This is a genomic window from Mesorhizobium sp. C268A, assembly GCF_040324475.1.
In the GTDB taxonomy this organism is placed as follows: Bacteria; Pseudomonadota; Alphaproteobacteria; order Rhizobiales; family Rhizobiaceae; genus Mesorhizobium.
Window position 1 is genome coordinate 966,560 of record NZ_JAMYVX010000003.1, and the last position, 21,123, is coordinate 987,682.

The 21,123-nt window shown below is 61.9% G+C and carries 23 protein-coding genes and 1 pseudogene; 13 read left to right on the forward strand and 11 right to left on the reverse strand.

All coding sequences use genetic code 11. The annotated features are described in order from the left end of the window. Positions 1-111: 111 nt before the first annotated feature. The 7 genes from NKL06_RS31505 to NKL06_RS31535 all read left to right on the forward strand — a co-directional run bounded on the left by NKL06_RS31505 (position 112) and on the right by NKL06_RS31535 (position 5,364). Positions 112-897, forward strand: coding sequence for an ABC transporter substrate-binding protein (locus NKL06_RS31505; protein WP_023688509.1), 786 nt, complete (start codon positions 112-114; stop codon positions 895-897). Between the two features lie 75 nt (positions 898-972). Next, entirely contained in the window at positions 973-1,689 is a 717-nt protein-coding gene (locus NKL06_RS31510; protein WP_023669007.1) for an ABC transporter permease, read from the forward strand. Next, entirely contained in the window at positions 1,686-2,516 is an 831-nt protein-coding gene (locus tag NKL06_RS31515; protein ID WP_023688511.1) for an ABC transporter permease, read from the forward strand. Before NKL06_RS31510 ends, NKL06_RS31515 begins: the two co-directional genes overlap by 4 nt. A 103-nt stretch (positions 2,517-2,619) precedes the next feature. Next, positions 2,620-3,489 carry an NAD(P)-dependent oxidoreductase gene (locus NKL06_RS31520; RefSeq protein WP_023690739.1) on the forward strand — a complete coding sequence of 290 codons (870 nt, stop codon included), beginning with the start codon at positions 2,620-2,622 and terminating at the stop codon, positions 3,487-3,489. A 9-nt stretch (positions 3,490-3,498) separates the two neighbouring features. After that, the gene (locus NKL06_RS31525) at positions 3,499-4,203 is read left to right on the forward strand and encodes a DNA alkylation repair protein (protein ID WP_023690738.1); all 705 of its coding nucleotides are present in this window, start codon (positions 3,499-3,501) and stop codon (positions 4,201-4,203) included. After that, positions 4,163-4,798 (forward strand): GNAT family N-acetyltransferase, encoded by a 636-nt coding sequence (locus tag NKL06_RS31530; protein WP_023690737.1) that lies wholly within the window; start codon positions 4,163-4,165, stop codon positions 4,796-4,798. The genes NKL06_RS31525 and NKL06_RS31530 overlap by 41 nt, the downstream gene beginning before the upstream one ends. Next, positions 4,795-5,364 (forward strand): DUF3299 domain-containing protein, encoded by a 570-nt coding sequence (locus NKL06_RS31535; RefSeq protein WP_023690736.1) that lies wholly within the window; start codon positions 4,795-4,797, stop codon positions 5,362-5,364. Before NKL06_RS31530 ends, NKL06_RS31535 begins: the two co-directional genes overlap by 4 nt. A 48-nt stretch (positions 5,365-5,412) precedes the next feature. Here NKL06_RS31535 and NKL06_RS31540 read toward each other — a convergent pair whose 3' ends face one another. The 4 genes from NKL06_RS31540 to NKL06_RS31555 all read right to left on the reverse strand — a co-directional run bounded on the left by NKL06_RS31540 (position 5,413) and on the right by NKL06_RS31555 (position 7,939). Beyond that, positions 5,413-5,904, reverse strand: coding sequence for an Lrp/AsnC family transcriptional regulator (locus NKL06_RS31540; protein ID WP_023669013.1), 492 nt, complete (start codon positions 5,902-5,904; stop codon positions 5,413-5,415). A gap of 143 nt (positions 5,905-6,047) precedes the next feature. Next, complete coding sequence (locus tag NKL06_RS31545; RefSeq protein ID WP_023690735.1) at positions 6,048-6,665, reverse strand: uracil-DNA glycosylase family protein; 618 nt, start codon at positions 6,663-6,665, stop codon at positions 6,048-6,050. Further along, positions 6,665-7,276: a glutathione S-transferase gene (locus NKL06_RS31550; protein ID WP_023690734.1), complete on the reverse strand. Its 612-nt coding sequence runs from the start codon at positions 7,274-7,276 to the stop codon at positions 6,665-6,667. The genes NKL06_RS31545 and NKL06_RS31550 overlap by 1 nt, the downstream gene beginning before the upstream one ends. Before the next feature lie 39 nt (positions 7,277-7,315). Beyond that, positions 7,316-7,939: a thermonuclease family protein gene (locus NKL06_RS31555; RefSeq protein ID WP_023690733.1), complete on the reverse strand. Its 624-nt coding sequence runs from the start codon at positions 7,937-7,939 to the stop codon at positions 7,316-7,318. A 75-nt stretch (positions 7,940-8,014) separates the two neighbouring features. On the opposite strand from NKL06_RS31555, the gene NKL06_RS31560 reads away from it, so the two are divergent. Next, positions 8,015-9,538 carry a sensor histidine kinase gene (locus tag NKL06_RS31560; protein WP_023690732.1) on the forward strand — a complete coding sequence of 508 codons (1,524 nt, stop codon included), beginning with the start codon at positions 8,015-8,017 and terminating at the stop codon, positions 9,536-9,538. Positions 9,539-9,547: 9 nt separating this feature from the next. On the opposite strand, the gene NKL06_RS31565 is transcribed toward NKL06_RS31560, so the two are convergent. Beyond that, on the reverse strand, positions 9,548-10,546 hold the full coding sequence (locus NKL06_RS31565) for a nicotinate-nucleotide--dimethylbenzimidazole phosphoribosyltransferase (RefSeq protein ID WP_023690731.1): 999 nt from the start codon (positions 10,544-10,546) through the stop codon (positions 9,548-9,550). A 187-nt stretch (positions 10,547-10,733) separates the two neighbouring features. On the opposite strand from NKL06_RS31565, the gene NKL06_RS31570 reads away from it, so the two are divergent. Together NKL06_RS31570 and NKL06_RS31575 are read left to right on the forward strand one after the other, a co-directional pair. Next, positions 10,734-10,967: a DUF1289 domain-containing protein gene (locus NKL06_RS31570; protein ID WP_023824914.1), complete on the forward strand. Its 234-nt coding sequence runs from the start codon at positions 10,734-10,736 to the stop codon at positions 10,965-10,967. Positions 10,968-10,980: 13 nt separating this feature from the next. After that, positions 10,981-11,685: a TIGR02281 family clan AA aspartic protease gene (locus NKL06_RS31575; RefSeq protein ID WP_023690730.1), complete on the forward strand. Its 705-nt coding sequence runs from the start codon at positions 10,981-10,983 to the stop codon at positions 11,683-11,685. Between the two features lie 5 nt (positions 11,686-11,690). On the opposite strand, the gene dusA is transcribed toward NKL06_RS31575, so the two are convergent. Then, complete coding sequence (gene dusA / locus NKL06_RS31580; protein WP_023690729.1) at positions 11,691-12,686, reverse strand: tRNA dihydrouridine(20/20a) synthase DusA; 996 nt, start codon at positions 12,684-12,686, stop codon at positions 11,691-11,693. 115 nt (positions 12,687-12,801) lie between these two features. Here dusA and NKL06_RS31585 point away from each other — a divergent pair, with 115 nt between their 5' ends. Next, positions 12,802-13,863: a tyrosine-type recombinase/integrase gene (locus NKL06_RS31585; protein ID WP_023690728.1), complete on the forward strand. Its 1,062-nt coding sequence runs from the start codon at positions 12,802-12,804 to the stop codon at positions 13,861-13,863. 151 nt (positions 13,864-14,014) lie between these two features. Here the strand turns inward: NKL06_RS31585 and NKL06_RS31590 are convergent. Together NKL06_RS31590 and NKL06_RS31595 are read right to left on the reverse strand one after the other, a co-directional pair. After that, positions 14,015-14,453: pseudogene (locus tag NKL06_RS31590) on the reverse strand (helix-turn-helix domain-containing protein); the annotation flags it as partial. Positions 14,454-14,541: 88 nt separating this feature from the next. Further along, positions 14,542-14,922: a response regulator gene (locus NKL06_RS31595; RefSeq protein ID WP_031209668.1), complete on the reverse strand. Its 381-nt coding sequence runs from the start codon at positions 14,920-14,922 to the stop codon at positions 14,542-14,544. Positions 14,923-16,253: 1,331 nt separating this feature from the next. On the opposite strand from NKL06_RS31595, the gene NKL06_RS31600 reads away from it, so the two are divergent. Further along, positions 16,254-16,571, forward strand: coding sequence for a recombinase family protein (locus NKL06_RS31600; RefSeq protein WP_245267091.1), 318 nt, complete (start codon positions 16,254-16,256; stop codon positions 16,569-16,571). Between the two features lie 313 nt (positions 16,572-16,884). Here NKL06_RS31600 and NKL06_RS31605 read toward each other — a convergent pair whose 3' ends face one another. Further along, positions 16,885-17,226: a hypothetical protein gene (locus tag NKL06_RS31605; protein ID WP_023690722.1), complete on the reverse strand. Its 342-nt coding sequence runs from the start codon at positions 17,224-17,226 to the stop codon at positions 16,885-16,887. A gap of 136 nt (positions 17,227-17,362) precedes the next feature. On the opposite strand from NKL06_RS31605, the gene NKL06_RS31610 reads away from it, so the two are divergent. Continuing rightward, positions 17,363-17,590 (forward strand): helix-turn-helix domain-containing protein, encoded by a 228-nt coding sequence (locus NKL06_RS31610; RefSeq protein ID WP_032997420.1) that lies wholly within the window; start codon positions 17,363-17,365, stop codon positions 17,588-17,590. On the opposite strand, the gene NKL06_RS31615 is transcribed toward NKL06_RS31610, so the two are convergent. Then, positions 17,542-17,784 (reverse strand): helix-turn-helix transcriptional regulator, encoded by a 243-nt coding sequence (locus tag NKL06_RS31615; protein WP_084567681.1) that lies wholly within the window; start codon positions 17,782-17,784, stop codon positions 17,542-17,544. The two genes, NKL06_RS31610 and NKL06_RS31615, sit on opposite strands and share 49 nt — an antisense overlap. 126 nt (positions 17,785-17,910) lie before the next feature. Beyond that, positions 17,911-20,958 (reverse strand): Ti-type conjugative transfer relaxase TraA, encoded by a 3,048-nt coding sequence (gene traA, locus NKL06_RS31620; RefSeq protein ID WP_023690720.1) that lies wholly within the window; start codon positions 20,956-20,958, stop codon positions 17,911-17,913. Positions 20,959-21,123 lie beyond the last annotated feature (165 nt).

The following is a 21,123-nucleotide window of genomic DNA, read 5'->3' on the forward strand; positions in this document are numbered from 1 at the left end:
GTTGCTTTTCTCCCGAAAACAGTGGGAGTATCGCGCCAGCGGGCGGTCAAAAGCACCGCCCCACAGAGCCGTTCCGGAACGACGGCCGGGAGCCATAAAGAGAGGACTATCATGCGTATTGCACTGCGTATCGCGCTCGCCGCATCGGCTGCGCTGCTGACGCTCGGCGTCGCCCAGGCTCAGGAAACGACCCTGAGAATCGGCACCGAAGGCGCGTACCCCCCATTCAACAACCTGACCTCCGACGGCCAGCTCGTGGGCTTCGACATCGACATCGCCAAGGCGCTCTGCGACGAGATGAAGGTCAAGTGCACCTTCGTCGCCCAGGATTGGGACGGCATCATTCCGGCCCTGCAGGCCGGCAAGTTCGACGCCATCGTCGCCTCGATGTCGATCACGCCGGAGCGCGCCGAGAAGGTCGACTTCACCCACAAATACTACAACACGCCGTCGGCGATCGCGGTACCCAAGGATTCGACCCTCAAGGGCGTGACCAAGGAAGACCTGGCCGGCAAGACCATCGGCGTCGCAACCACCACGACGCATTTCAATTATGCCTCGAAAACCTATACGGACAGCACGGTCAAGGGCTATCCGAGCAGCCCCGAAGAGCAGGCCGATCTCGCCAATGGCCGTCTCGACGCGATCGAGGACGATATCGTCGTGTTGCAACAGTTCCTGGATTCGCCTGATGGCGCCTGCTGCAAGATTCTCGGCCAGCCTTCGCCGCAGCCGGTCGATATCTTTGGACCGGGCGCCGGCATCGCCGTGCGCAAGGGCGAGACGGATCTGGTCAACAAGTTGAACAGCGCCATCGACGCAATCCGCGCCAACGGAAAGTACAAGGAAATCAACGACAAGTACTTCAAGTTCGACGTCTTCGGCGCCGAGTCCTGATCGTCTGAAACAAGGCGGCAGGGGAAGTTTCCTGCTGCCGCCTTGGCCTGACAGAAGTGGAGACAAGACCCGTCAATGCCAAGCCAGAACATATGGATACTTCTCACTTGGGGACCCGATGGCTGGATTGACGATATTGCCTATGGCGCACTGGTCACCATTGCGCTCGCGCTGGCGACACTGCCGATCGGCCTGACGATCGGCTTTTTCGTCGCCTGGGCAAAACAATCCGAAGAGCCGTCGCTTCGCGTGGCTGCCAACATCTACACCACGGTGTTTCGCGGACTGCCGGAACTAGTGACGCTTTTCCTGTTCTTCTTCGGCATGCCGATCCTCTTGCAGTATGTCATCCGTCTGTTCAGGCCGGAAGCGACGGTCGATGTCGACAGCTTCCTCGCCGGCATGATCGTGCTGTCGCTGATCTTTTCGTCGTATTCCAGCGAAGTCTTCCTGTCGGCCTTTCGCGCCATTCCGAAGGGCCAGTATGAGGGCGGCTATGCGATCGGGCTGTCGAAATGGCAGACGATGCGCAAGGTGATCCTGCCGCAGCTGCTGCGCATCGCCTTCCCCGGCCTTGAGAATTGCTGGCTGAGCCTGCTCAAGGACACGGCCCTGGTGTCGGTCGTCAACCTGGCTGAAACCTTGCGCAACGCCGGCGTGGCGGCCCGTGTCACCAAACATTCCTTCCTGTTCTACAGCGTCGCGGCGATGGTGTTCCTTATCCTTGCCATCCTGTCGTCGATCGCCACCGGCTTCATCCTGCGTTCGCTCGGGAGGAGGGAGGCACGATGAGCGTCGTGACGCGCGCCGCCGTCGACATCGAGAAGCCACCACCACGGGCGCGAGGCTGGCCGCGGGCCCGTATCGTCGGCTACGCGCTGGTCGGCTTCTGGATCCTGTTCGGCATCGGCATCGCCGTCTATCTGGTTTACGCCTGGAATGGCGAATTCTTCGCCAGATACGCGCCTGCCTATCTGCAGGGCTTGGGAACCACGCTTGCGCTGGTGGCCATCTCGATGGTGCTCGGTGCGCTCTTTTCGCTGCCTGTCACCTATGCCCGCATGTCGAAGAACCGCTATTTGTCCGTCCTGGCCTATTGCTATGTCTATTTCTTCCGCGGCACGCCGCTGCTGGTCCAGGTCTATCTCGTCTATTACGGCCTGGGCTCATTCCGGGTGCAACTCGAATCCGTCGGACTGTGGTGGTTCTTCCGCGACGCCTTCAATTGCGGTGTGTTCGCCTTCGCGCTCAACACCGCCGCCTACCAGGCCGAAATCCTGCGCGGCGCCATAGAAAGTGTTCCGAGGGGCCAATGGGAGGGCGCTGCTTCGCTCGGCCTGCACAAATTGCAGACGCTGCGCAAGGTCATCCTGCCGCAGGCGTTTATCGTCGCGCTCCGGCCCTATGGCAACGAACTCGTCCTGATGATCAAGGCCTCCGCCATCGTTGCCATCATCACCGTCTATGATTTGATGGGCAACGCGAAGCTGGCCTACGCCAAGTCCTTCGACTTCCAGGCCTATGTTTGGGTCGCCATCGTCTATCTGGTGATGGTCGAGATCCTGCGCCACGGCGTCGAATGGATCGAGCGGCGGATCACCATTCATCTGATCCGCTGAGCGTTCGGCTGTACCAGTCGATCGGCTCATGCGCGTCTTGACGAATGGCGCGTAGAGCCTAGAGCTGTCCAAGACAATTCCGTTCCGTCTGAAGGGCAAACCCATGGCATCTGTGGCATTTCTCGGTCTTGGCGTGATGGGCTATCCCATGGCCGGGCACCTCAGGAACAAAGGCGGCCACGACGTCACCGTCTACAACCGCACCGCGGCGAAGGCGGAACAATGGGTGGCCCAGCATGGCGGCAAGCTTGCTTTGACGCCGGCGGACGCCGCAGAGGGCCAGGATTTCGTCTTCTCCTGCGTCGGCAATGACGACGATCTGCGCTCGGTGACGACCGGGGCCGATGGCGCCTTCGCCGCGATGAAAAAAGGCTCCGTCTTCATCGACAACACCACCGCTTCGGCCGAAGTCGCGCGCGAACTGGCCGACGCCGCTGAAAAGGCTGGCTTTTCCTTCCTCGACGCGCCGGTTTCCGGCGGCCAGGCGGGCGCCGAGAACGGCGTGCTGACGGTGATGGTCGGCGGCGAGCAGGCTGCCTTCGACAAAGCCAGGCCGGTCATCGACGCCTTTGCCCGCATGGTCGGGCTGATGGGTCCGTCGGGCGCCGGCCAGCTCACGAAGATGATCAATCAGATCACCATTGCCGGGCTGGTTCAGGGACTGGCCGAAGGCATCCATTTCGGCAAGAAGGCCGGGCTCGACATCGAGAAGGTCATCGAGGTGATTTCCAAGGGCGCTGCCGGGTCATGGCAGATGGAGAACCGACACAAGACGATGAATGCCGGTAAATATGATTTCGGCTTTGCCGTCGACTGGATGCGCAAGGATCTCGGCATCTGCCTCGATGAAGCCGACCGCAATGGCGCCAGACTGCCGGTGACCGCCCTTGTCGACCAGTTCTACAAGGATGTGCAGGCGATGGGCGGCAAGCGCTGGGACACCTCGTCCCTGCTGGCGCGCCTGGAAAAATAGGCGTTCGCAATGGCCGAGCTTTCGCCCCAATCGAGCGCCGATGAGATCGTCGCCCATTTGCGCTCGATCGGCTCGGAAGACAGTCGCCGCGGCATGCTGCGCTACGGCATCAAGATCGAACGCGCGCTCGGCATCTCGCATGGCATGCAGCGGCAGATCGCCAAAAAGATCAAGCGCAACCACGAGCGTGCTTTCGAGCTTTGGCAGACCGGCATCATGGAGGCGCAGTTCATCGCTTCCGTCACGGCCGACCCGAAGCGCTTCTCAGCCGCGGATGCACGACAATGGGCCGCGTCCTTCGATTCCTGGGACATCGTCGACGGCGTCTCCGATCTCTTCGTCGACACGGACGCCTGGAAGGAGCTGATTGAAGAGTTCGCGGCGGACGAGCGCGAGTTCGTTCGACGCACAGCCTTCGCCATGATGGCGTGGTCCGTCGTGCACCGGAAGCAGGAGCCGGTGGCGACTTTCCTCGGCTTCCTGCCGATCATCGAAGCGCGAGCCACCGACAGCCGCAATTTCGTGAAGAAGGCGGTAAACTGGGCGCTTCGTTCGATCGGCAAGCGATCGTTGGAGATGCACGGCGCTGCCCTTGCCGTGGCCGAACGACTGGCCCAGTCGGCCGACAAGACGGCGCGCTGGATTGGCAAGGACGCCGTACGGGAACTCACCAATGCCAAGATCATCGAGCGGATCGCCGCCAGAAAAGGCTGACCTGGCCAACGTCCGGTTCACCGAGGTGACGCGGCAGACGCGCGCCGATTTCGAAGGCCTCTTCGAAGCGCAATGCGGTCCGAAGTATTGCTGGTGCATGGCCTGGCGGCCCCTGCTCGGCCGCCGCGAGCATGTCCAGCACGCCGAGTTGAAACGGGCCATGATGGCGCTTGTTGAGGCCGGTACGCCGGTCGGAATCTTGGCCCAGATTGACGGCAAGACCGTCGGCTGGTGCTCGGTCGCGCCGCGCCAGACCTATCGGAAGCTGACGTCGCAACAGGACGATGACGAGACCGGCATCTGGTCGATCGTCTGCTTCTATGTGCCAAGGGCGCTGCGCGGCGGCGGGCTGGCGGCAGCGCTGCTTGACGCTGCCATAGATCACGCCTTTGCCAAGGGCGCCGGCGTGATCGAGGCCTACCCGGTCGACGAGGCATCGCCGAGCTACCGTTTCATGGGGTTTCGCGACATGTTCATCGCTCGCGGGTTCCATGAGGTCGGCATGGCCGGCTCTCGCAGACATGTGAATGCGGCTCGAGCGTTGACGCGATCGGCTGCGGCGTCTTTACTCCTGCACAAAGGAAGCGGCCGATGAGCAGTCCTCTCAAATCGACCTTGGCGCTTGCAGCCGCGTTGTTGGTGTTCACCGCTACCAACGCCTCAGGCCAAACCGCGCACATCTTCTGGAAAGATCTGCGCCCGGCGACGCAGGCGGTGGCCGAAGATGCCGGCCTGCCGATGATTGCGGCAAAACTGCCCGATCGTGGCGAGACATTGTCGCTCAACCTGCAGGACAAGACGGTACAATTAGCCGGCTATGCATTGCCGGTCGACCGCGATGGCGACCTCGTCTACCAGTTCCTGCTGGTGCCGTGGACAGGCGCTTGCAGCCACATGCCGACGCCGCCGCCCAACCAGATCGTGCTGGTGACGCCGGCCCGTCCCTACAAGATGTCGCAGGCCTATGAGTCGGTTGCCGTGACCGGCGCCTTGCGGCCCGGCTTGGAGAAGAGCCAGTTGTTCATTCTCGACGGCGTCAGCATCATCCAGTCCGGCTACACCGTACGCAAAGCCGATGTGGTGGCAGTCGACACGGTGCCGGACACGATCACGCTGCCGGTCAACTCGCCCTGGAGTTTCCTCAACAAAAAGAAAAACTAAGCGCCGCCGGCTTGTGCAGCGTCACCGCCCAGTCACGGACAACCGCGCTCAGGCCGCGTTGGCGCCGGATTCCTTGTCCAGCAGCATGTAGTCGAGCGGCATTTCGGTCGTGTACTTGATCTGCTCCATGGCGAAGGACGACGACACGTCGCGGATCTCGATCTTGGCGATCAGCCGCTTGTAGAAGGCGTCATATGCGGCGATATCGGGCACCACGACGCGCAGGAGATAGTCGACGTCGCCGCTCATGCGGTAGAATTCGACAACTTCGGGAAATTCCTGGATGACTTCCGAGAAACGCCGCAGCCATTCATGGCTGTGCGAATTGGTGCGGATCGACACGAAGACGGTGACGCGCACATTGACCTTTTCGTGGTCGAGGATGGCGACGCGCCGCTTGATGACTCCCTCTTCCTCCAGCTTCTGGATGCGGCGCCAGCACGGCGTCGTCGACAGGCCGACTTTCTTGGCGACATCGGCAACCGCGAGCGTCGCGTCCTCCTGCAGGAGGCGGAGAATTTTTCTGTCGAGGCGATCCATTGAGGTGCTCCTGGTGCAGGCCGCGTTCCCTCGGGCGCGACGCGCTTTGGGAATAGATTGGCTATATTCCCTCTTATTTCGACCTTTCACAAGAAAGAAATTCTGCCGGATGGCACAAAAGCGAGTGATATCTTGCTTAAAGTCTAATCTATGCGATAGCGGATTTCCGATCTCAGAAACGGCAGCAAATCCATTTCAAACCATGGATTCTGCTTCAGCCATCCTGAGTTGCGCCATGACGGGTGTGGCAGCGGCAGCACTTTCGGGCTGGCCAGCGCATCCCAGATGGTGCGCCAGTCCTTCACGGTTTCGGTCAGCGACGGCCGGCGCGTGGCGCCCATATGCCAGGATTGCGCGTAGGAGCCGATTGTCAAGACGAGGTCGATCTGCGGCATCAGCGCCATCAGCGGCGCGCGCCAGGCCAGCGCGCATTCTCGGCGCGGCGGCAGGTCGCCGCCCTTTGCGTCCTGGCCGGGGAAGCAGAACCCCATCGGCACGATGGCGAATTTTTCCGTGTCGTAGAATTCCTCGCTGGTTACGCCCAGCCAGCTTCGCAAGCGGTCGCCGGACGCGTCGGTGAACGGCATGCCCGACAAATGCACCTTTGTGCCTGGCGCCTGGCCGGCGAGCAGGATGCGGGCGCTGGATGATGGCAGCAGCACCGGGCGCGGCTCGTGCGGCAGTGGCCTGCTGACTGGAGTGTCGACGCAGATGCGGCAGGCGCGGACCTTTGCCGTCAGGCGTTCGAGTTCCGCCTCCATCAGGCGGAAGCGCTCGGGCGACTGGAGACGGCACTGTACCAGCGCAGCACGTTGGTGCACTCGTCCGGCACTTTGATGCGCGCCGGTTTCATGAAATCCATGGCGATCATGCCGGTGATATCGGCGATCGAATAGGCGTCACCGGCGGTGAATTCGCGGTTTGCCAGTTCGGGCTCGAGCAGGTTCAGGAATTCAACCGCTTTCGCCTTGTTGGCCTCGCCCCATTCGGGGATCTGCGGAATTTCCCATTCCTTCATCGCCGGATGGATGTGGCGAAAAGCCTGGGCGACGCAGCTGAGCAGATTGAACTCCATGCGCCTTTGCCACATCTCGACCTTGGCCTTGCCGAGCGCGCCTTGCCCGAACAGCGCCGGTTCGGGATGCAGTTCCTCGAAATAGCGGCAGATGGCGACGGATTCGGTGAGGATGGTGCCGTCGTCGAGCTCCAGCACCGGCAGCCGCTGCAGCGGGTTGCGCGACCTGACCGGCTCCTGTTTGTGCCCCATCGCACTCATATCGACCGGCACCAGCGGCACTGCGATGCCCTTTTCGGCGAGGAAAACCCGTACTCGCCGCGGGTTGGGGGCGCGGCCGCCGTCGAACAGTTTCATGCTTATCCTCCCGATCTGGTCCTTCAACTATGGTGCTCGTCACCAGAAGCTAAACATCTCTCGCAAGGCGTCACCGACCGAAGCCAGGGTGCCGTGCTTTCTTTCGAGCGGGCCGCCGTGGTGGCTTTCGCGCCAGTCTTGCGGCTCATCGAACGTGCCGGCCCAGATGCCAACCTTGCCGGCGCGGGCAATGGCCTGCTCGGTGTCGAAATCGCCATAGGCAATGGCCCAGCCGGCCTCAACCTGGGCCCGGTTGAGATCCTTGCCGCCGGTCTTGCAATCGCCGAGCAGGCGGCCGTAGCGGTCGCGCTGCCAGCCGCTGCAGGTCACCGGATTTCCTGATATCAGCCGCACCAGCGCCTGGCGCGCCAGCCTGCCGCAGGCGTAGTCTGCGCCATCCCTACGGCAGATCTGCTGGTATTCCGGAGCGTCGATGCCGCGCATGCGGATACGTTCGGTGCCAAGAGTGAGTGAATCGCCATCGTTGACGATCGCCACCCCTTCCGCCTTGCGCGTCTCGAAACGGTCGAGGCGTGCGGCGAGCAGGATCAGCAGGCCGAGCAGAATGACCGTCAGCGCGTAATCCAGCAGCTTGCGCCACAGGCTTCGCGGCGGCGGCGGATAGTATCGCCGGCGCGGCCTTGGCGACCACGAACGGCTCATATGGCAAACAGTCTCTTAATCATTCGAACGTAGCTTAACGAATTGAGATCGCTGCGCGCATAAATCGAAGTTTCCATGCCTCTGCTACGCTCGAACACAGCGGATAAATTCATTGTGGACCGCCGGAAACCGCACCGCAACAGCGATGTGGCGCGCGCGGTGCGCAAGACGCGCGACCGTCTTTCGCAGCAGGTTGGCAATCTCGACTTCGACCGTGAACTGCTGAAGCTGCATGCCGGGACCATGGTGCGCGGCGCAGCCGTCATCCCACTGCTGGTGTTGGCGGTCGCGGCGGCCGGGCTGCTGGCCGGTGTGGACAAACAGATCAGCGTCTGGGCGCTGTTCACCCTGATCTGCTATTCGATCGTCGCCTTCATGGCGCGCCGCGTCGAGCGCACCGAAGCCGCCGAGCTCAATCCTGTTCACACCCGCAGGGATTTCCTGATCGGACATTCGCTGTGCGGCCTCGGCTGGGCGTGGTTCGCATGGCTCGGCTGCGCCACCTGCCAGATCGACCAGTTCCAGGCCGCCAAGGCGGTGGTGCTGCTGCTGGCCATGGCGGCGACCGCTATCATGGCGTCGTCCTTGCGCGGCTCTCTGCTTGCCACCTTCGTCGTTCCGGTGGCGGTCTATGCCTATGCTGAAACGAAATTTTGGGTGCCGGTCGGGACGATCATGGTCGCCCTGCTGGTCGCGGCATTGCCGTTCTTTGCCTATATCGCGCGCCATCTCAACCGCTCGTCGCTGATACTTCTGTCCTTCCGCTCCGAAAAGGACGCGCTGCTCGCCGAGGTGGAGACAGCGAAATCAATGTCGGACGAAGCTCGTCGGCGGGCCGAAGACGCCAATCTGGCGAAGTCGCGCTTCCTTGCTTCTATGAGCCATGAGCTGAGGACACCCCTCAACGCCATTCTCGGGTTTTCCGAGGTGATGGCCAATGAGGTGCTCGGGCCGATGAGCAACCCCACCTATCGCGACTACGCCCGCGACGTGCACGATTCCGGCCAGCATCTGCTCGACCTGATCAATGAAATCCTTGATCTGTCGCGCATCGAGGCCGGCCGCTATCAGCTCAACGAAGAGCCGGTGATGCTGCTCAACATCGCCGAAGATTGCTGCCACATGATGGAATTGAAGGCGCGCAACAAGGACATCCGCATCGTCCAGGATTTCGAAAGTGCCCTGCCGCGGCTGTTCGCCGACGAGCGCGCGGTGCGGCAGATCACGCTCAACCTCCTGTCCAACGCCATCAAATTCACCGCCACCGGCGGCGAAATTCGCGTGCGCGTCGGCTGGACGGCGGGCGGCGGCCAGTACATTTCGGTCAAGGACAATGGGCCGGGCATACCGGAAGACGAAATCCCGATCGTGCTGTCCGCCTTCGGCCAGGGCTCGATCGCCATCAAGAGCGCCGAACAGGGCACCGGGCTCGGACTGCCGATTGTGCAGGGCCTGCTCGCCATGCATGGCGGCGAATTCGAACTTCAGTCGAAATTGCGCGAAGGCACCGAGGCAATCGCCATCTTCCCGCTCGCCCGAGTGATGGAGGAACTGCCGGCGCTGCCAACCAAGACCGTGGCGGCGGCCCGCCGACGTTGACAGCTTGTTCTAGGCTTTGACCGCCGCCGCCATGCCCGAACTGGTAAGCGCCGCCGCCTTGACCAGACCGGCGGCAAGGGCGGCCCCTACCCCTTCGCCGTGGCTGATGCCGAGATCGAACAGCGGCCTGAGGCCGAGCCGCTCGGCGGCAAGCCTTTGGCCGGGTTCGGGCGACTGGCTGGCCAGCAGGCAATGGTCGAGCGCACCCGGGTTGGCGGCATGCAGCACGGCAGCGGCAGCGGTCGCGGCGAAGCCGTCGAGCAGCACCGGGATTTTCTGCATCCGGGCGGCGAGGATGGCGCCGGCAATGGCCGCAAATTCGCGGCCACCGACCCGGCGCAGTGCTTCCAACGGGTCCTTCAGAGCCGCACCATGGAAGGCAACGGCTGCATCGACTACATCAGCCTTGCGCGCCTGCATGGCCGCGTCGGCACCGGAGCCGGGGCCGACCCAGTCGGCGCCGCTGCCACCGAACAGGGCGGCGCACAAAGCCGCCGCAACGGTGGAGTTGCCGACGCCGAGATCGCCGAGGCAAATCAGATCGGAGCCACCGGCAATGGCTTCCATGCCGAAGGCCATGGTGGCGGCGCAGCCGCGTTCGTCGAGGGCGGCGTCCTCGGTGATGTCGGCGGTCGCAATGTGCAGCGCCAGATCGAACACCTTGAGGCCAAGATTGTTGGCGACGCAAATCTGGTTGATTGCCGCACCGCCGGCGGCGCACAGCTCAACGGCGTTTGCGGTCTCAGCGACAGGGCGCGGCGAGATGCCGTGGCGGGTCACTCCATGGTTACCGGCGAAGATCGCCACCAGGGGCCGGTTCACCGCCGGCGGGGCGCGCCCGCTCCAGGCAGCAAGCCAGGCGGCGATGTCCTCGATGCGGCCAAGCGAGGCTTTCGGCTTGTCGGCCTTGGAAAACAGGGTGCGCACCCTGTTTTCCGCGACTGTATCGGCAGGCGGCAGGCTCGCCAGCAGATTGCGAAAGTCGTCGAAGGGCAGCGCGCTGGTCATGTCGGTCCTGATCATTCCCTGTGGTTGATCAGCGGCATAACCGCCTTGCCCGGCCGGCACAACTCCCCTCGACATTGGCGCGAAAGCGGTTGCCGGCGCCGCATTCCGAAGGGCTTGCATTGGCTTTGCCGTTGCACCATGTGGAGATGGAACGAGGGATTCCGGACGGAACCTTCAAGAGAAAGTCATGACGGCCATCGAATCCCCGTGCATCCTGGTCTGTTCGATCGACATGAAAACCGGCTTCTGCTTCGGCTGTGGCCGCACGCGCGATGAAATCGGCGCCTGGATGGGGATGACGCCGGAGGTACGCCGCAGCGTCATGGCCGAGTTGCCGGCCCGATTGGAAACGGTCGAGCGCCGGCCGCGCCGGGAAACACGCCGCAGCCGCATGGCGCGCGAGCGCGACGTCCTCTCTTGAAACGGCAGGTCCAATGAACCGACTGTTCTGGATCGTGATGGCGGCAATCGGCCTCGGGCTGGTGCTGCTGATGATCAACAACGACGCCGGCAGCACGTTCGGCATCGAGAATTACGATTTCAGCCGTCTGGTCTGGCTGGGGGCGATCGGCTTGCTGGTCAGCGCCGGCCTTGTCCGGTCCGGCAGGCCGCTCGGCGTCATGGCCCGCAATCTCGGCACGTGGGCCCTGATCGTGCTGGCGCTCGTCGCCGGCTACCAGTACCGCTACGAGTTGCAGGATTTCGCCAGCCGGGTGACGGCGGGCCTCGTTCCCGGCAGCCCGCTGGCGCTCGGCGTCGAGGACGGCCATGCCACCGTGACCCTGGACAAGGCCGACAGCGGCCATTTCGAGGCCCGCATCACGATCAACGGCGCGCCGATCCGCACCGTCGTCGATACCGGCGCGACCAGTACAGTGCTCACCGCCGAAGACGCGCAGGCCGCCGGCTTCAATCCGGCCGCGCTGAGCTTCACCGTCCCGGTCTCGACCGCCAATGGCATGGCGCGCGCCGCTTCGGTGCGCACCGACGAACTGGCGATCGGCGGCATCGTGCGCAAGAACATGCAGGTCATGGTCGCCGCGCCCGGCGCGCTCAGCCAGAGCCTGCTCGGCATGAATTTCATCGGTTCGCTGTCGGGTTTCGACGTGCGCGGCAACCGGATGATTCTGCGCGACTGAACTGCTTAAGCGGCCTTTTCAACACGGTCGAAATCGACGGCAGCGAACGCTGCCTTCAGCACATCCGGTCCGGCGCCGGGTTTCGTCGCGTCGGTGGACAGTATCTGCCGGAAGCGGCGCGCGCCCGGCAGGCCGTGGAACAGCCCGACCATGTGGCGGGTGACGTGGCCGAGCCGCCCGCCCTGCTCGATATGCCGCGCCGCATAGTCGGCCATCGTGTGGATCAGCGCGGCAAAATCGTAGGCGCCGGCCTTGCCGCCGTAGAATGCCGCGTCGACGCCGGCCAGGATGCCTGGCGTGTGGTAGGCGGCGCGGCCAAGCATGGCGCCATCGACATGATCGAGGTGGCGAGCCGCCTCTTCGAGCGATTGAACGCCGCCATTGATGCCGATGAATTTGTTCGATTTTCCCGCCTTGAGGCGATAGACCCTGTCATAGTCGAGCGGCGGGATGTCGCGATTTTCCTTCGGGCTCAGACCCTCCAGCCAGGCCTTGCGCGCATGCACCCACAGCGCGTCGGCGCCGGCCGCGAAAACGCCGTCGGCCAGCGCGTCGAGCGCGGGCTCCGGATCCTGCTCGTCGACGCCGATGCGGCATTTGACCGTCACCGGGATTTTCACCGCCGCCTTCATCGCCGCCACACAATCGGCGACGAGGTCAGGCACTTTCATCAGGCAGGCGCCGAACGTGCCGGACTGGACGCGGTCGGACGGACAGCCGACATTGAGATTGATCTCGTCGTAACCGAAGCCCTCGCCGATGCGCGCCGCCTCGGCCAGCTTTTGCGCATCGGAGCCGCCGAGCTGCAGTGCCACCGGATGTTCGGTCTCGTCAAAACCAAGCAGCCGCTCGCGCGCACCATGGATCACGGCGTCCGCCACCACCATTTCGGTGTAGAGCAGCGCACGCCGCGTCAGCTGGCGGTGGAAGAACCGGCAATGCCGGTCGGTCCAGTCCATCATCGGGGCCACGGCCACTCTACCATCTTGATTTTTCAGCATTTTTTCTTTAACATCAAATCGTTAGTACCTGCCGAGTGCACACGAATTTACGCCAGAATACGACCCTTTTCGCCACGTTTCGATCTCTCAGTGCACACGGAGCGCACACGAAAAAATGGCCACCTACACGAAGCTCTCATCCGGTTCCTGGCGCGTCCAAGTCCGTCGCAAAGGTCGCTACGTCAGCGAGACCTTCCTGCGCCGAGACGACGCCCGGCGTTGGGCCACCGAAACCGAGCGCCAGGTCGATCGAGGTGAGACGCCGACCAAGTCCCGCATAGCGCGCCTCAAAACCTTCGGCGAACTGATAGACCTTCATATCGATGACATGTGCGATGTAGGCAAGTCCCCTCGCCGCTCCAAGGCCGCGGCCCTCGATATGCTCCAACGGCATTTGGGGAAGTGCAACCTAGCAGCGCTCGATCGCGAACGGCTCATTCGTTTTGGTCGTGACCGCGCCGCCCAAGGTGCCGGACCGATGACCCTCGGTATCGACATCGGCTTTATAAAACTTGTCCTTACTCACGCCGCTGCGGTCCACGGCCTGCCCGTCAAGGTCGAACCGGTTGATTTCGCGCGTGTCGCTCTAACGAGGCTCGGTCTCGTTGGCAAAGGCCAACAGCGAGATAGACGACCGACACAGGAAGAACTCGACAGGCTCATCGCCCACTTCGATGCAAATCCTCGTCAAATAGCGCCGGTTGGCCAGATAATACGTTTCGCCGTCGCAACGGCGATGCGCCAGGAGGAAATCTGCAAGGCGCGGTGGTCCGACATGGACGCCCGCACGCGGATGCTTCTCATCCGTGACCGGAAAGACCCGCGAAACAAAAACGGGAACAATCAACGCATACCCTTGTTCGCGGCAACTGGGTACGACGCATGGGCCATTGTCGAGGACCGACTGGCCAAGCGAAGCAATGACGATGATCGAATTTTCCCATTCAATCATAGGTCAGTCGGCACCGCCTTCCGTCTAGGGTGCGCTGACCTGGACATCCACGATCTTCATTTTCACGACTTGCGGCACGAAGGAACGAGCCGCCTTTTTGAAGCTGGGTTCACAATCGAACAGGTAGCGCTGGTCACGGGGCACAAGGATTGGAAGATGTTGCGGCGCTATACGCACCTCAAGCCGGAAATGCTCCACACTATCCAAGCGGCGAAGGCTGCGTAGTTGACGCGATTGCCGGTATCAGTCCGCAATCTCGGGCGGCGTTGAACGCCTCCGATGGATGGCCGCGGCTACAATCGCGCAGCGACGAAGCAGAGCCTCGATCACTTCGGCCGGTAAAACGACCTACGGTTTTGTAAACCGAAGGTCGGCGGTTCGATTCCGTCAGGGGGTAACAGTATTGGCGGTTGCCGAGCTTGAACTCGCCCTTGAAGTCGGCGCACCACAGATCGTTGGGCACAACCGCCTGGGACAGTTGCGTGCCCACGGCCTTGTTCGCTCGGTTCCTCTTGCGGGCCTGGCTCACAAGGCCGTGGCGATCGAGCACGGCATGAACGGTGCTCCTGGCCGGGATGCGGACGTCGCCGGCCAGCCTGCGCACCAGCAGCTCGCGTATCTTCCTGGCACGCCAGTGCGGCTTCTCCCGCTTGCTCTCCACGATCAGCCGCTCGATCTGGTCGGGAAGCTGGTTGGCGTAGCGCACCGGCCGCCGCGAGCGGTCGGTGAGCGCATCCAGCCCGTCCTCTGAAGATCTTGTAGCCGGTCTTGCGCGAGATGCCGAACTCGCGGCACACATCGCTCATGCCCGCGCCGGCTGCCTCGACCGAGGAGACGTTGTAGCGGAGACCTAGGGGTTCCCTAATGCGGACTGCTGGCTGAACCAATTGAGTGCCATAACCGTCATGCGGCGGACCCTCCTCTGACACAAGCGGCCACTGCATTAGCCACATCACCGTCCCCAGCGGGCTTCGACACCCACGTTCCCTTTTGAAAGATCGGGTCGCAGTAGCGAGGATCGAACGCGCTTCCCGAATGGACAACAAACGGGATGTTTCGCTCGTGAAGGAGCCTAGCCACGGCCTCGCAGCTTCCATCATTCAGCTCGATATCAAGGACGGCTACATCGGGGGAGTTCGATTGCAGCCACCGAAGAGCCTCGGAGCAAAATGACAGGACTGCCAAGACATTGAAGCCGGCATCACACAATGACTGTTCAACGTCGAGCGCAATAAGCGCCTCGTCCTCCAAAACGACAACCGACACCAACGATTGGCTGTCCATCGTCATTCCCTCATGAGGGCGGAAGTTGAAGACCTTCCTACTCGCCAGCACCGCAACATCAGCCGGCGACGAATCGGAAATCGACTTCTACTTAGGTACGCTGTCAAGAGCTTTTTTGGCTGCAAGCCACCGATGAGTTTTTCGTACAATCCGGTAGGTTGCTGACGCCCAATGCGGCCTATCTGCCGTTGCGCTTCCCCTCGATCTCGTCGAGCAGGGATAGGTGTCTCCTAGGCAGCTCTGTCTCGACAGGTAGCTTCAGCAGGTCGCGAAGGTGGCGGTGGACAGTCTCTGACCTAATCCACTTGCGAATGAGGCGCGAAATAGCCTCTCGCCGTTCATTGTTTAGCTCTCTCACGGCCCATCTACCAATGTCGCAACCCGAACGTGCAGGCGTCCCAGTTGGTTCCCTTGCCCGAGGCGCTAAGGCTCTTTGTTATCGGAGGCGACGGCCCGGTGGCCAGACGATTTCGAAAGGACGTGCATGCCGCGCGCCTTAAGGACCATCTCGCGAAGTTCGTGGCGTGATTTTGCGAGTTGTGTCCGCGTTTCCTGGCATTGAGCGCGCAAAGCCTTCGATAGCACGAAGAGGTCCCTTTGGGCGTTCGCGAGGTCCGTAAGATGCCGCTCGCTTTGTTTCATGTATGACAATGCGCCGTAAGTTAGGATTAAGCAAATGGGCGGGAATATTTGGAGCAATTTCCGAGCGGGTGATCGGATAAGTGGCACGCGCGCCGACCCCCGTACCCCCTTGGAGCCTTCAAAGGAAGTTCTGACCGGCCCGATTGATCACTCAAACGCGCTGTGCATCTTCCAGCCTCGGGGGTGAACAATGCCGATCAAACACGGGAAGCGGGGCCGCAGGAAAAAGAGCGGCAACGTTACGCGCAACTACGGCGCAGATGGCGCGCTTAAGTCAATCACGTACAAATCAAAGGGCTCGAAATCGAGCACAAACACCTCCCTAGTTGATGGCGGGTTTAGAACCACGACTAGCCACGGATGGGCTATTACACGAAGGTCGGTGGTGTCACCAAAGATCGAAAAAAGAGCGACAGAACCGCTGGTTGCGTAGTGCCCTTCATCGCGATTGTCTGCGGCGCGCGGCATTCACTGGCGGTTTGGGCTGGCTGCGCTAGCGATTCGGAACAGCCCCGCCCTGCGCCGAACGTTCACAAACCTATACCTTTGTCAACATTGCTCCTCACATGTCCACTAATCGTCCACTAAGTGATGTGCACCAACACTCTTGGAGGAAAGTGAACAGTCATGATCGTCGGTTATGCCCGCGTTAGCTCCTCCGGCCACGACCTCGACACCCACTTGAGAAGCTGACGGCTGCCGGCGCTGAGGAGGTCTTCAGCGAGAAGCGGTCCGGCTTAGACGAAACGCGACCCGAGCTGGAGAACGCGCTTGAGTTTGCCCGTGAGGGTGACGTGGTCGTCGTGAACAAGGTGGATCGGCTGGCGAGATCGGCTGCGCACCTCCACCAGATCGTCAAGACGCTCGACAAGAAGGGTGTGGGTTTCAAGGTGCTGGACGATGCCTCGTTGGACACGACCGCGCGGACAGGCAAGCTGGTGCTGCGGACATCAAATCGGGTCGTTCGTCCCAGATTGCTTCGTGAATCGCGCACCGGCACGAGATAGATCGGCCTAGCTTTACTCTTAAGACCGCGTTCAGTGACGCACCGCCGCCTTCAAAACCTGAGTTCATTCCGGTCCGTGTTGTCCCAACGCAGGCCCCTTCCCCAAACGTAGGTTAGCGCCCTGCATTTGCAGGCCGACGAAGTCGGCCCCCATCGCTTGATAATGCCTACAGTCCGCTTGAACGATGAATCTCTCAGGCCGGTCAAGCGGCAGGCTCCCGGCGATTTTCTTCAAGTCGGCAAGGACAGACGCAATATGCGGCCAGGGAAGTCTGTTGGATCGTCGATGTCACGATCTGCGCCAGCGATGATTTCTAGCTTGGCGACAACGCCAAGAAGCGACCCCGCCGGTACGTGGGGATTTTGTCTTGAAGCTTCAAGGCAGCAGTCGTGGCCTCGACCTCCGCCTGGCAAGCGATAGCATAACCGACCTTCTTATGCATCGCGTCCGGGGCCTCTGCGTCGAGAACGCGCCTCTCCAGACGCTGTTGAAGTCGGCAAAGGACATGCGAGACATCCTGTGCTCGCAACCAGCCTTGGAGCAGCGCAAGAGCCGGGTCCGCATCGTCGAAATGTCCAGGCGCGATTGCGGTCTGCCGATCGTGGCCACTAGTCGTGACGAAAGGCAAAGTCGTGGTATTGTCGGAATCAGCCATGATCCGAGCTCCTCGACAGCTTTGGCGTGGCCAGGCCGGATTGGTGTTTGCATCACCCATCCGGCCGCCAAGTGAAACCGAGACTACACACAGTGCATTATCTAGGCAACCAAAATCACCATAAGATGGTGATTTCATGAATCCGGTGCAGTGCCGTATGGCTCGGGCTGCATTAGGGTGGGGCGTTTTAGACCTCTCAAAAGAAGCCAAAATATCCACCCAGACGATTGTTCGCTTCGAAAGAGGCGAGGCGTTGAAGCAATCGACTGTGGATCTGATAAGAAGCACGTTCGAAAGCGCCGGCATTGAGTTCATTCAAGAGAATGGCGGCGGCCCGGGCGTGCGTTTGTCCCGCAATCCCTGATGTTCTGTTCGCCATGCCACGGGATTTTCGATCCATCGATTTATTTCTGATTCCCTCCATCCCGCACCGTTTAAGCTGATCTTGATTTGGGCCGGGAACGTGCCTTCGCCGATTTTTCGGTACATCGTTGAACGGGACAGACCGGTCCGTGCAAGGACGGTTTTGAGGCGTATGATACGATTCGGTTCGGACATAACTGCCTGCACCTCGCTGGTTTACTGATCTCTGCTGAGACAGACAGGACGGACCGAACGCTGGACGCAATCAGTTTGTCGCTTCAACCGTCTGCGGCGTGAAAACGGCGGCAAATCGGAGGGGTGTCAGAGCCCAAGGCCCCGCCCCTTACCGATGCCATGGCTTAGCGCGAGTTCCGCGCCTAAGCGACGACCCGAATCCACATTGATGCCAAGCTCGCGTTTGCGGTTTGCCAGTAGGGATTCCAGCTGAGGATCGCGTTCAAGGCTCTTGGCCATATCGGACATAACCGAGCGTGTGGACTTGTAGCCGGACATGTCGCCTGTCTGATATTGCTCCTCTCCCATACGGTCGAGCTTCTGCCAACGTTCCACGAACCGGTCGGCGCGGCGACCGGGATCGATGTCTATCCGGGTGCGGATTTCCGTTTCAAGCTGGAGAGCAAGCACGATACTGCTGACGCGGCCCGCCCCCGCCTCGCGAACCAACTCGGGATTTTTCACATAAGCCGCTTCGGCATCGCGCCAGCCATGCGGTCGAACCTTCTCGAAAGCGTTACGGGCAGCCCTCAATTCGCGCATCTGGTCGGGACTGCCCTGCCCGTCCGCATCTCCGCTGCGCAGGATCGCGTCGATAGCCCGCGCGTGACGAACAAGCGCCTGGGTGCGGGCTCGGCGCATTTCTGCTTCTGGGTTCGCCGGCACCTGCGTGTCGCGCTGCGCTCGCTCAGCAGAAGCTTCTCTTCCAGGCGTGGCGCCGACATTCCCGATCTGCGCCCCGACATTTTCCCTTCCCGGCCCAAGGCCACGTTCCTGCACAGGCTCGCCGTCTCCGGGTGAGCGCAATGCGTCCAGCAACCCAACGATCCTGTCCCGCAGCTTATCCGGAACCATCCGGCGCACGATCTCGACCACGCGCTCGCGGAACGTGATGCCGCGCCGCTCGGCATAGGTCTGCGCCGGGTCGATCTGCTCGTAATCCGACGCCATATCCTTGGCGCGGTCGCGTGACAGCGTACGGTCCAGACGTTCGCGGGTCGCGAAGTCATCGGCCCCATAATGCAGCTCCATCCTGTCTCGATGCCGCGACAGTGCGACGTAGCTGCCATGCGCATCCATGCCCGGTGTTGCGAGCACATGCGTCCGGTCGACGGTCATGCCCTGCGCCTTATGAATGGTCGCAGCATAGCCGTGATCGATGTGCGCGTAGTCTTGCAGGTCGAACCGCACCGATCTCCCATCGTCGACGCGAACCGTCATGCTTTGTGTGCTGACTTCCTCCACAATGCCCAGCGTGCCGTTCTTGACGCCAAGCCCGCGCTCGTTGCGCAGGAACATGACCCGGTCGCCACTGGCGAAGGCCCTTGCACCTCGTTCGACGCTTATCGGAACATCATCTCTGAGATTCCCTGCTATGCGCATGCGCTCGCGTGCAGCGTTGTTGAGTGCACGTACCTCGTCGTTTGTGTGGGTGAGAATGATCCGGCTTGCCTCTGGATGCGCCTGCCTGTCGCGATCCCAGCGCTCGACGAGTTCAGATCGCGCTTCGTCGCGCGTTGCAGCCTCATGCACCATGCCTTGCGCGTCGTAGGCGCTGATCGCAGCATTGATCCTGCCGGTTGCCAGATTGCGCGTGGCATCGCGCTGCCAGTCCTGGCGCTGCCGGCGCACCTGGCCGATTTCGACGCCGCCGTGTCGCTCATGGATGGAGCGGAATGCGGCGCCGGCTTCGATTGCCTGCAACTGCTGCGGATCGCCGACCAGGACGACTTTTGCGCCAACGTTGGCCGCATGGGAAAGCACGCGCTCCAACTGGCGCGTGCCGACCATGCCGGCCTCATCGATCACAAGCACATCGCGGGTGGTGAGCAGATCGCGGCCCTGTCCCCAGCTATGCTCCATACTGGCGATTGTGCGCGACGGGATGCCTGATCCGCCTTCCAGATTCTCGGCGGCAATACCGGAGAGTGCCGCGCCTCGAACCTCGTAGCCCGCCGCCGCCCATGCCTGGCGCGCAACGCCCAGCATGGCGCTCTTGCCCGTTCCGGCAAAGCCGACAACGACACCAAGACCGCGACCATCGGTGATGTGCGCAAGCGCATCGCTTTGCTCGCCCGAAAGGACAAGCCCGCGTTGCGCGGCCCGCGCCAGTGCTGCCTCGCGATGTACGTCGCTCACCGCGTGGCGCTCGTCCAGATCGATACGATGCGCCGCGCGGTGAAGGCGCTGCTCGGTGTCGATCATCTGCCTTGTGGTGAAACGGTATTCGCCGCATCCGTCCTTACCGAGTTCAATCAGATCGGGTGCGTTGCTGATCGCACCCATCACCGCGTTGAACTGTTCCATCCCGTGGCTGTGGCGATGCGAGAACTTCGCAATGTCCTTTCGGGTGAAGGTCGATTGCTGATGGGTGATGGCATCGAGCGCCACGGATGGATCGGCAATGATGCGCGCGCCATTGTTGCGCGCGATCTCGCGATGCAGTTCGGCGCGATCTGCTTCACTGTAGCCAGCAGCAAGGCCACTGCCCTCGATGCGTTGCGCCGGTGCACCAATCTGGGTTTGCGGCTCCAGTGAAATGCCCTGAGCCTCCAGACTGCGATGATCGATGCGGGCGTCGATGTCGAGTTCGGCCATACGCTCATTGGCCAGCTCCGCCCATCGCTCGCGCCAGCGCCCGACCAGCTGGGTAGCATTCCAGTCTCGAACCTTTGACCCAAAACCGTTCTCGTCCGCGGACCGCATGGTGAGCATGACATGAGCGTGCGGCTTGGGGCTGCCATCCTCCGCCCTGTCCCAGTGCACGTTGAGATCGGCGACCATGCCTCGGCTGACACACTCGACTTGTACAAAGTCGCGCGCCAGTTCGATGCCTTGCCCTTGGCTGAGTTCACGCGGGAGCGCAAACTCGACCTCGCGGGCAAGCTGGGCATCCTTGCGCACCTCGAACGCCTCGACATCGTTCCACAGCCGTTCGCGGTCGCGCCAGGCCTCCGGCGCATCCTCCGGCAGCATCACCTCGGAATGGACGACGCCGCGCTTGGCCGAGAAGTCGTGGCTACGTTCGATGCGTTCGTCACGTAACCGCGAAGCCGAGCGGTAGGCGGCTGACGCGACAGCGCTTGAGCCTGCCTTGCGGCCAATGACCTTGACGTGAAGATGATAGATCGCCATCGCGACAGGATCATTTGCACGTCAAAGCGCACGTCGGCACGACGTATAAGCGCGCCCTCCCTCGAAAAAATCTCGGGATGGACCAGCCCGTCCCGGGCTGTCCTGGCAAGCCTGAAGTCTTCCGGCAGACGCTCAACTATCATCCAGAGATCGACAACCGATGGA

Excerpts from the sequence above, each read along its gene's own strand:
- NKL06_RS31505 (WP_023688509.1), top strand. The coding sequence starts at position 112 with ATGCGTATTGCACTGCGTATCGCGCTCGCCGCATCGGCTGCGCTGCTG.
- NKL06_RS31510 (WP_023669007.1), top strand. The coding sequence starts at position 973 with ATGCCAAGCCAGAACATATGGATACTTCTCACTTGGGGACCCGATGGC.
- NKL06_RS31515 (WP_023688511.1), top strand. The coding sequence starts at position 1,686 with ATGAGCGTCGTGACGCGCGCCGCCGTCGACATCGAGAAGCCACCACCA.
- NKL06_RS31520 (WP_023690739.1), top strand. The coding sequence starts at position 2,620 with ATGGCATCTGTGGCATTTCTCGGTCTTGGCGTGATGGGCTATCCCATG.
- NKL06_RS31525 (WP_023690738.1), top strand. The coding sequence starts at position 3,499 with ATGGCCGAGCTTTCGCCCCAATCGAGCGCCGATGAGATCGTCGCCCAT.
- NKL06_RS31530 (WP_023690737.1), top strand. The coding sequence starts at position 4,163 with ATGCCAAGATCATCGAGCGGATCGCCGCCAGAAAAGGCTGACCTGGCC.
- NKL06_RS31535 (WP_023690736.1), top strand. The coding sequence starts at position 4,795 with ATGAGCAGTCCTCTCAAATCGACCTTGGCGCTTGCAGCCGCGTTGTTG.
- NKL06_RS31540 (WP_023669013.1), bottom strand. The coding sequence starts at position 5,904 with ATGGATCGCCTCGACAGAAAAATTCTCCGCCTCCTGCAGGAGGACGCG.
- NKL06_RS31545 (WP_023690735.1), bottom strand. The coding sequence starts at position 6,665 with ATGGAGGCGGAACTCGAACGCCTGACGGCAAAGGTCCGCGCCTGCCGC.
- NKL06_RS31550 (WP_023690734.1), bottom strand. The coding sequence starts at position 7,276 with ATGAAACTGTTCGACGGCGGCCGCGCCCCCAACCCGCGGCGAGTACGG.
- NKL06_RS31555 (WP_023690733.1), bottom strand. The coding sequence starts at position 7,939 with ATGAGCCGTTCGTGGTCGCCAAGGCCGCGCCGGCGATACTATCCGCCG.
- NKL06_RS31560 (WP_023690732.1), top strand. The coding sequence starts at position 8,015 with ATGCCTCTGCTACGCTCGAACACAGCGGATAAATTCATTGTGGACCGC.
- NKL06_RS31565 (WP_023690731.1), bottom strand. The coding sequence starts at position 10,546 with ATGACCAGCGCGCTGCCCTTCGACGACTTTCGCAATCTGCTGGCGAGC.
- NKL06_RS31570 (WP_023824914.1), top strand. The coding sequence starts at position 10,734 with ATGACGGCCATCGAATCCCCGTGCATCCTGGTCTGTTCGATCGACATG.
- NKL06_RS31575 (WP_023690730.1), top strand. The coding sequence starts at position 10,981 with ATGAACCGACTGTTCTGGATCGTGATGGCGGCAATCGGCCTCGGGCTG.
- dusA (WP_023690729.1), bottom strand. The coding sequence starts at position 12,686 with ATGCTGAAAAATCAAGATGGTAGAGTGGCCGTGGCCCCGATGATGGAC.
- NKL06_RS31585 (WP_023690728.1), top strand. The coding sequence starts at position 12,802 with ATGGCCACCTACACGAAGCTCTCATCCGGTTCCTGGCGCGTCCAAGTC.
- NKL06_RS31595 (WP_031209668.1), bottom strand. The coding sequence starts at position 14,922 with ATGGACAGCCAATCGTTGGTGTCGGTTGTCGTTTTGGAGGACGAGGCG.
- NKL06_RS31605 (WP_023690722.1), bottom strand. The coding sequence starts at position 17,226 with ATGGCTGATTCCGACAATACCACGACTTTGCCTTTCGTCACGACTAGT.
- NKL06_RS31610 (WP_032997420.1), top strand. The coding sequence starts at position 17,363 with ATGAATCCGGTGCAGTGCCGTATGGCTCGGGCTGCATTAGGGTGGGGC.
- NKL06_RS31615 (WP_084567681.1), bottom strand. The coding sequence starts at position 17,784 with ATGTCCGAACCGAATCGTATCATACGCCTCAAAACCGTCCTTGCACGG.
- traA (WP_023690720.1), bottom strand. The coding sequence starts at position 20,958 with ATGGCGATCTATCATCTTCACGTCAAGGTCATTGGCCGCAAGGCAGGC.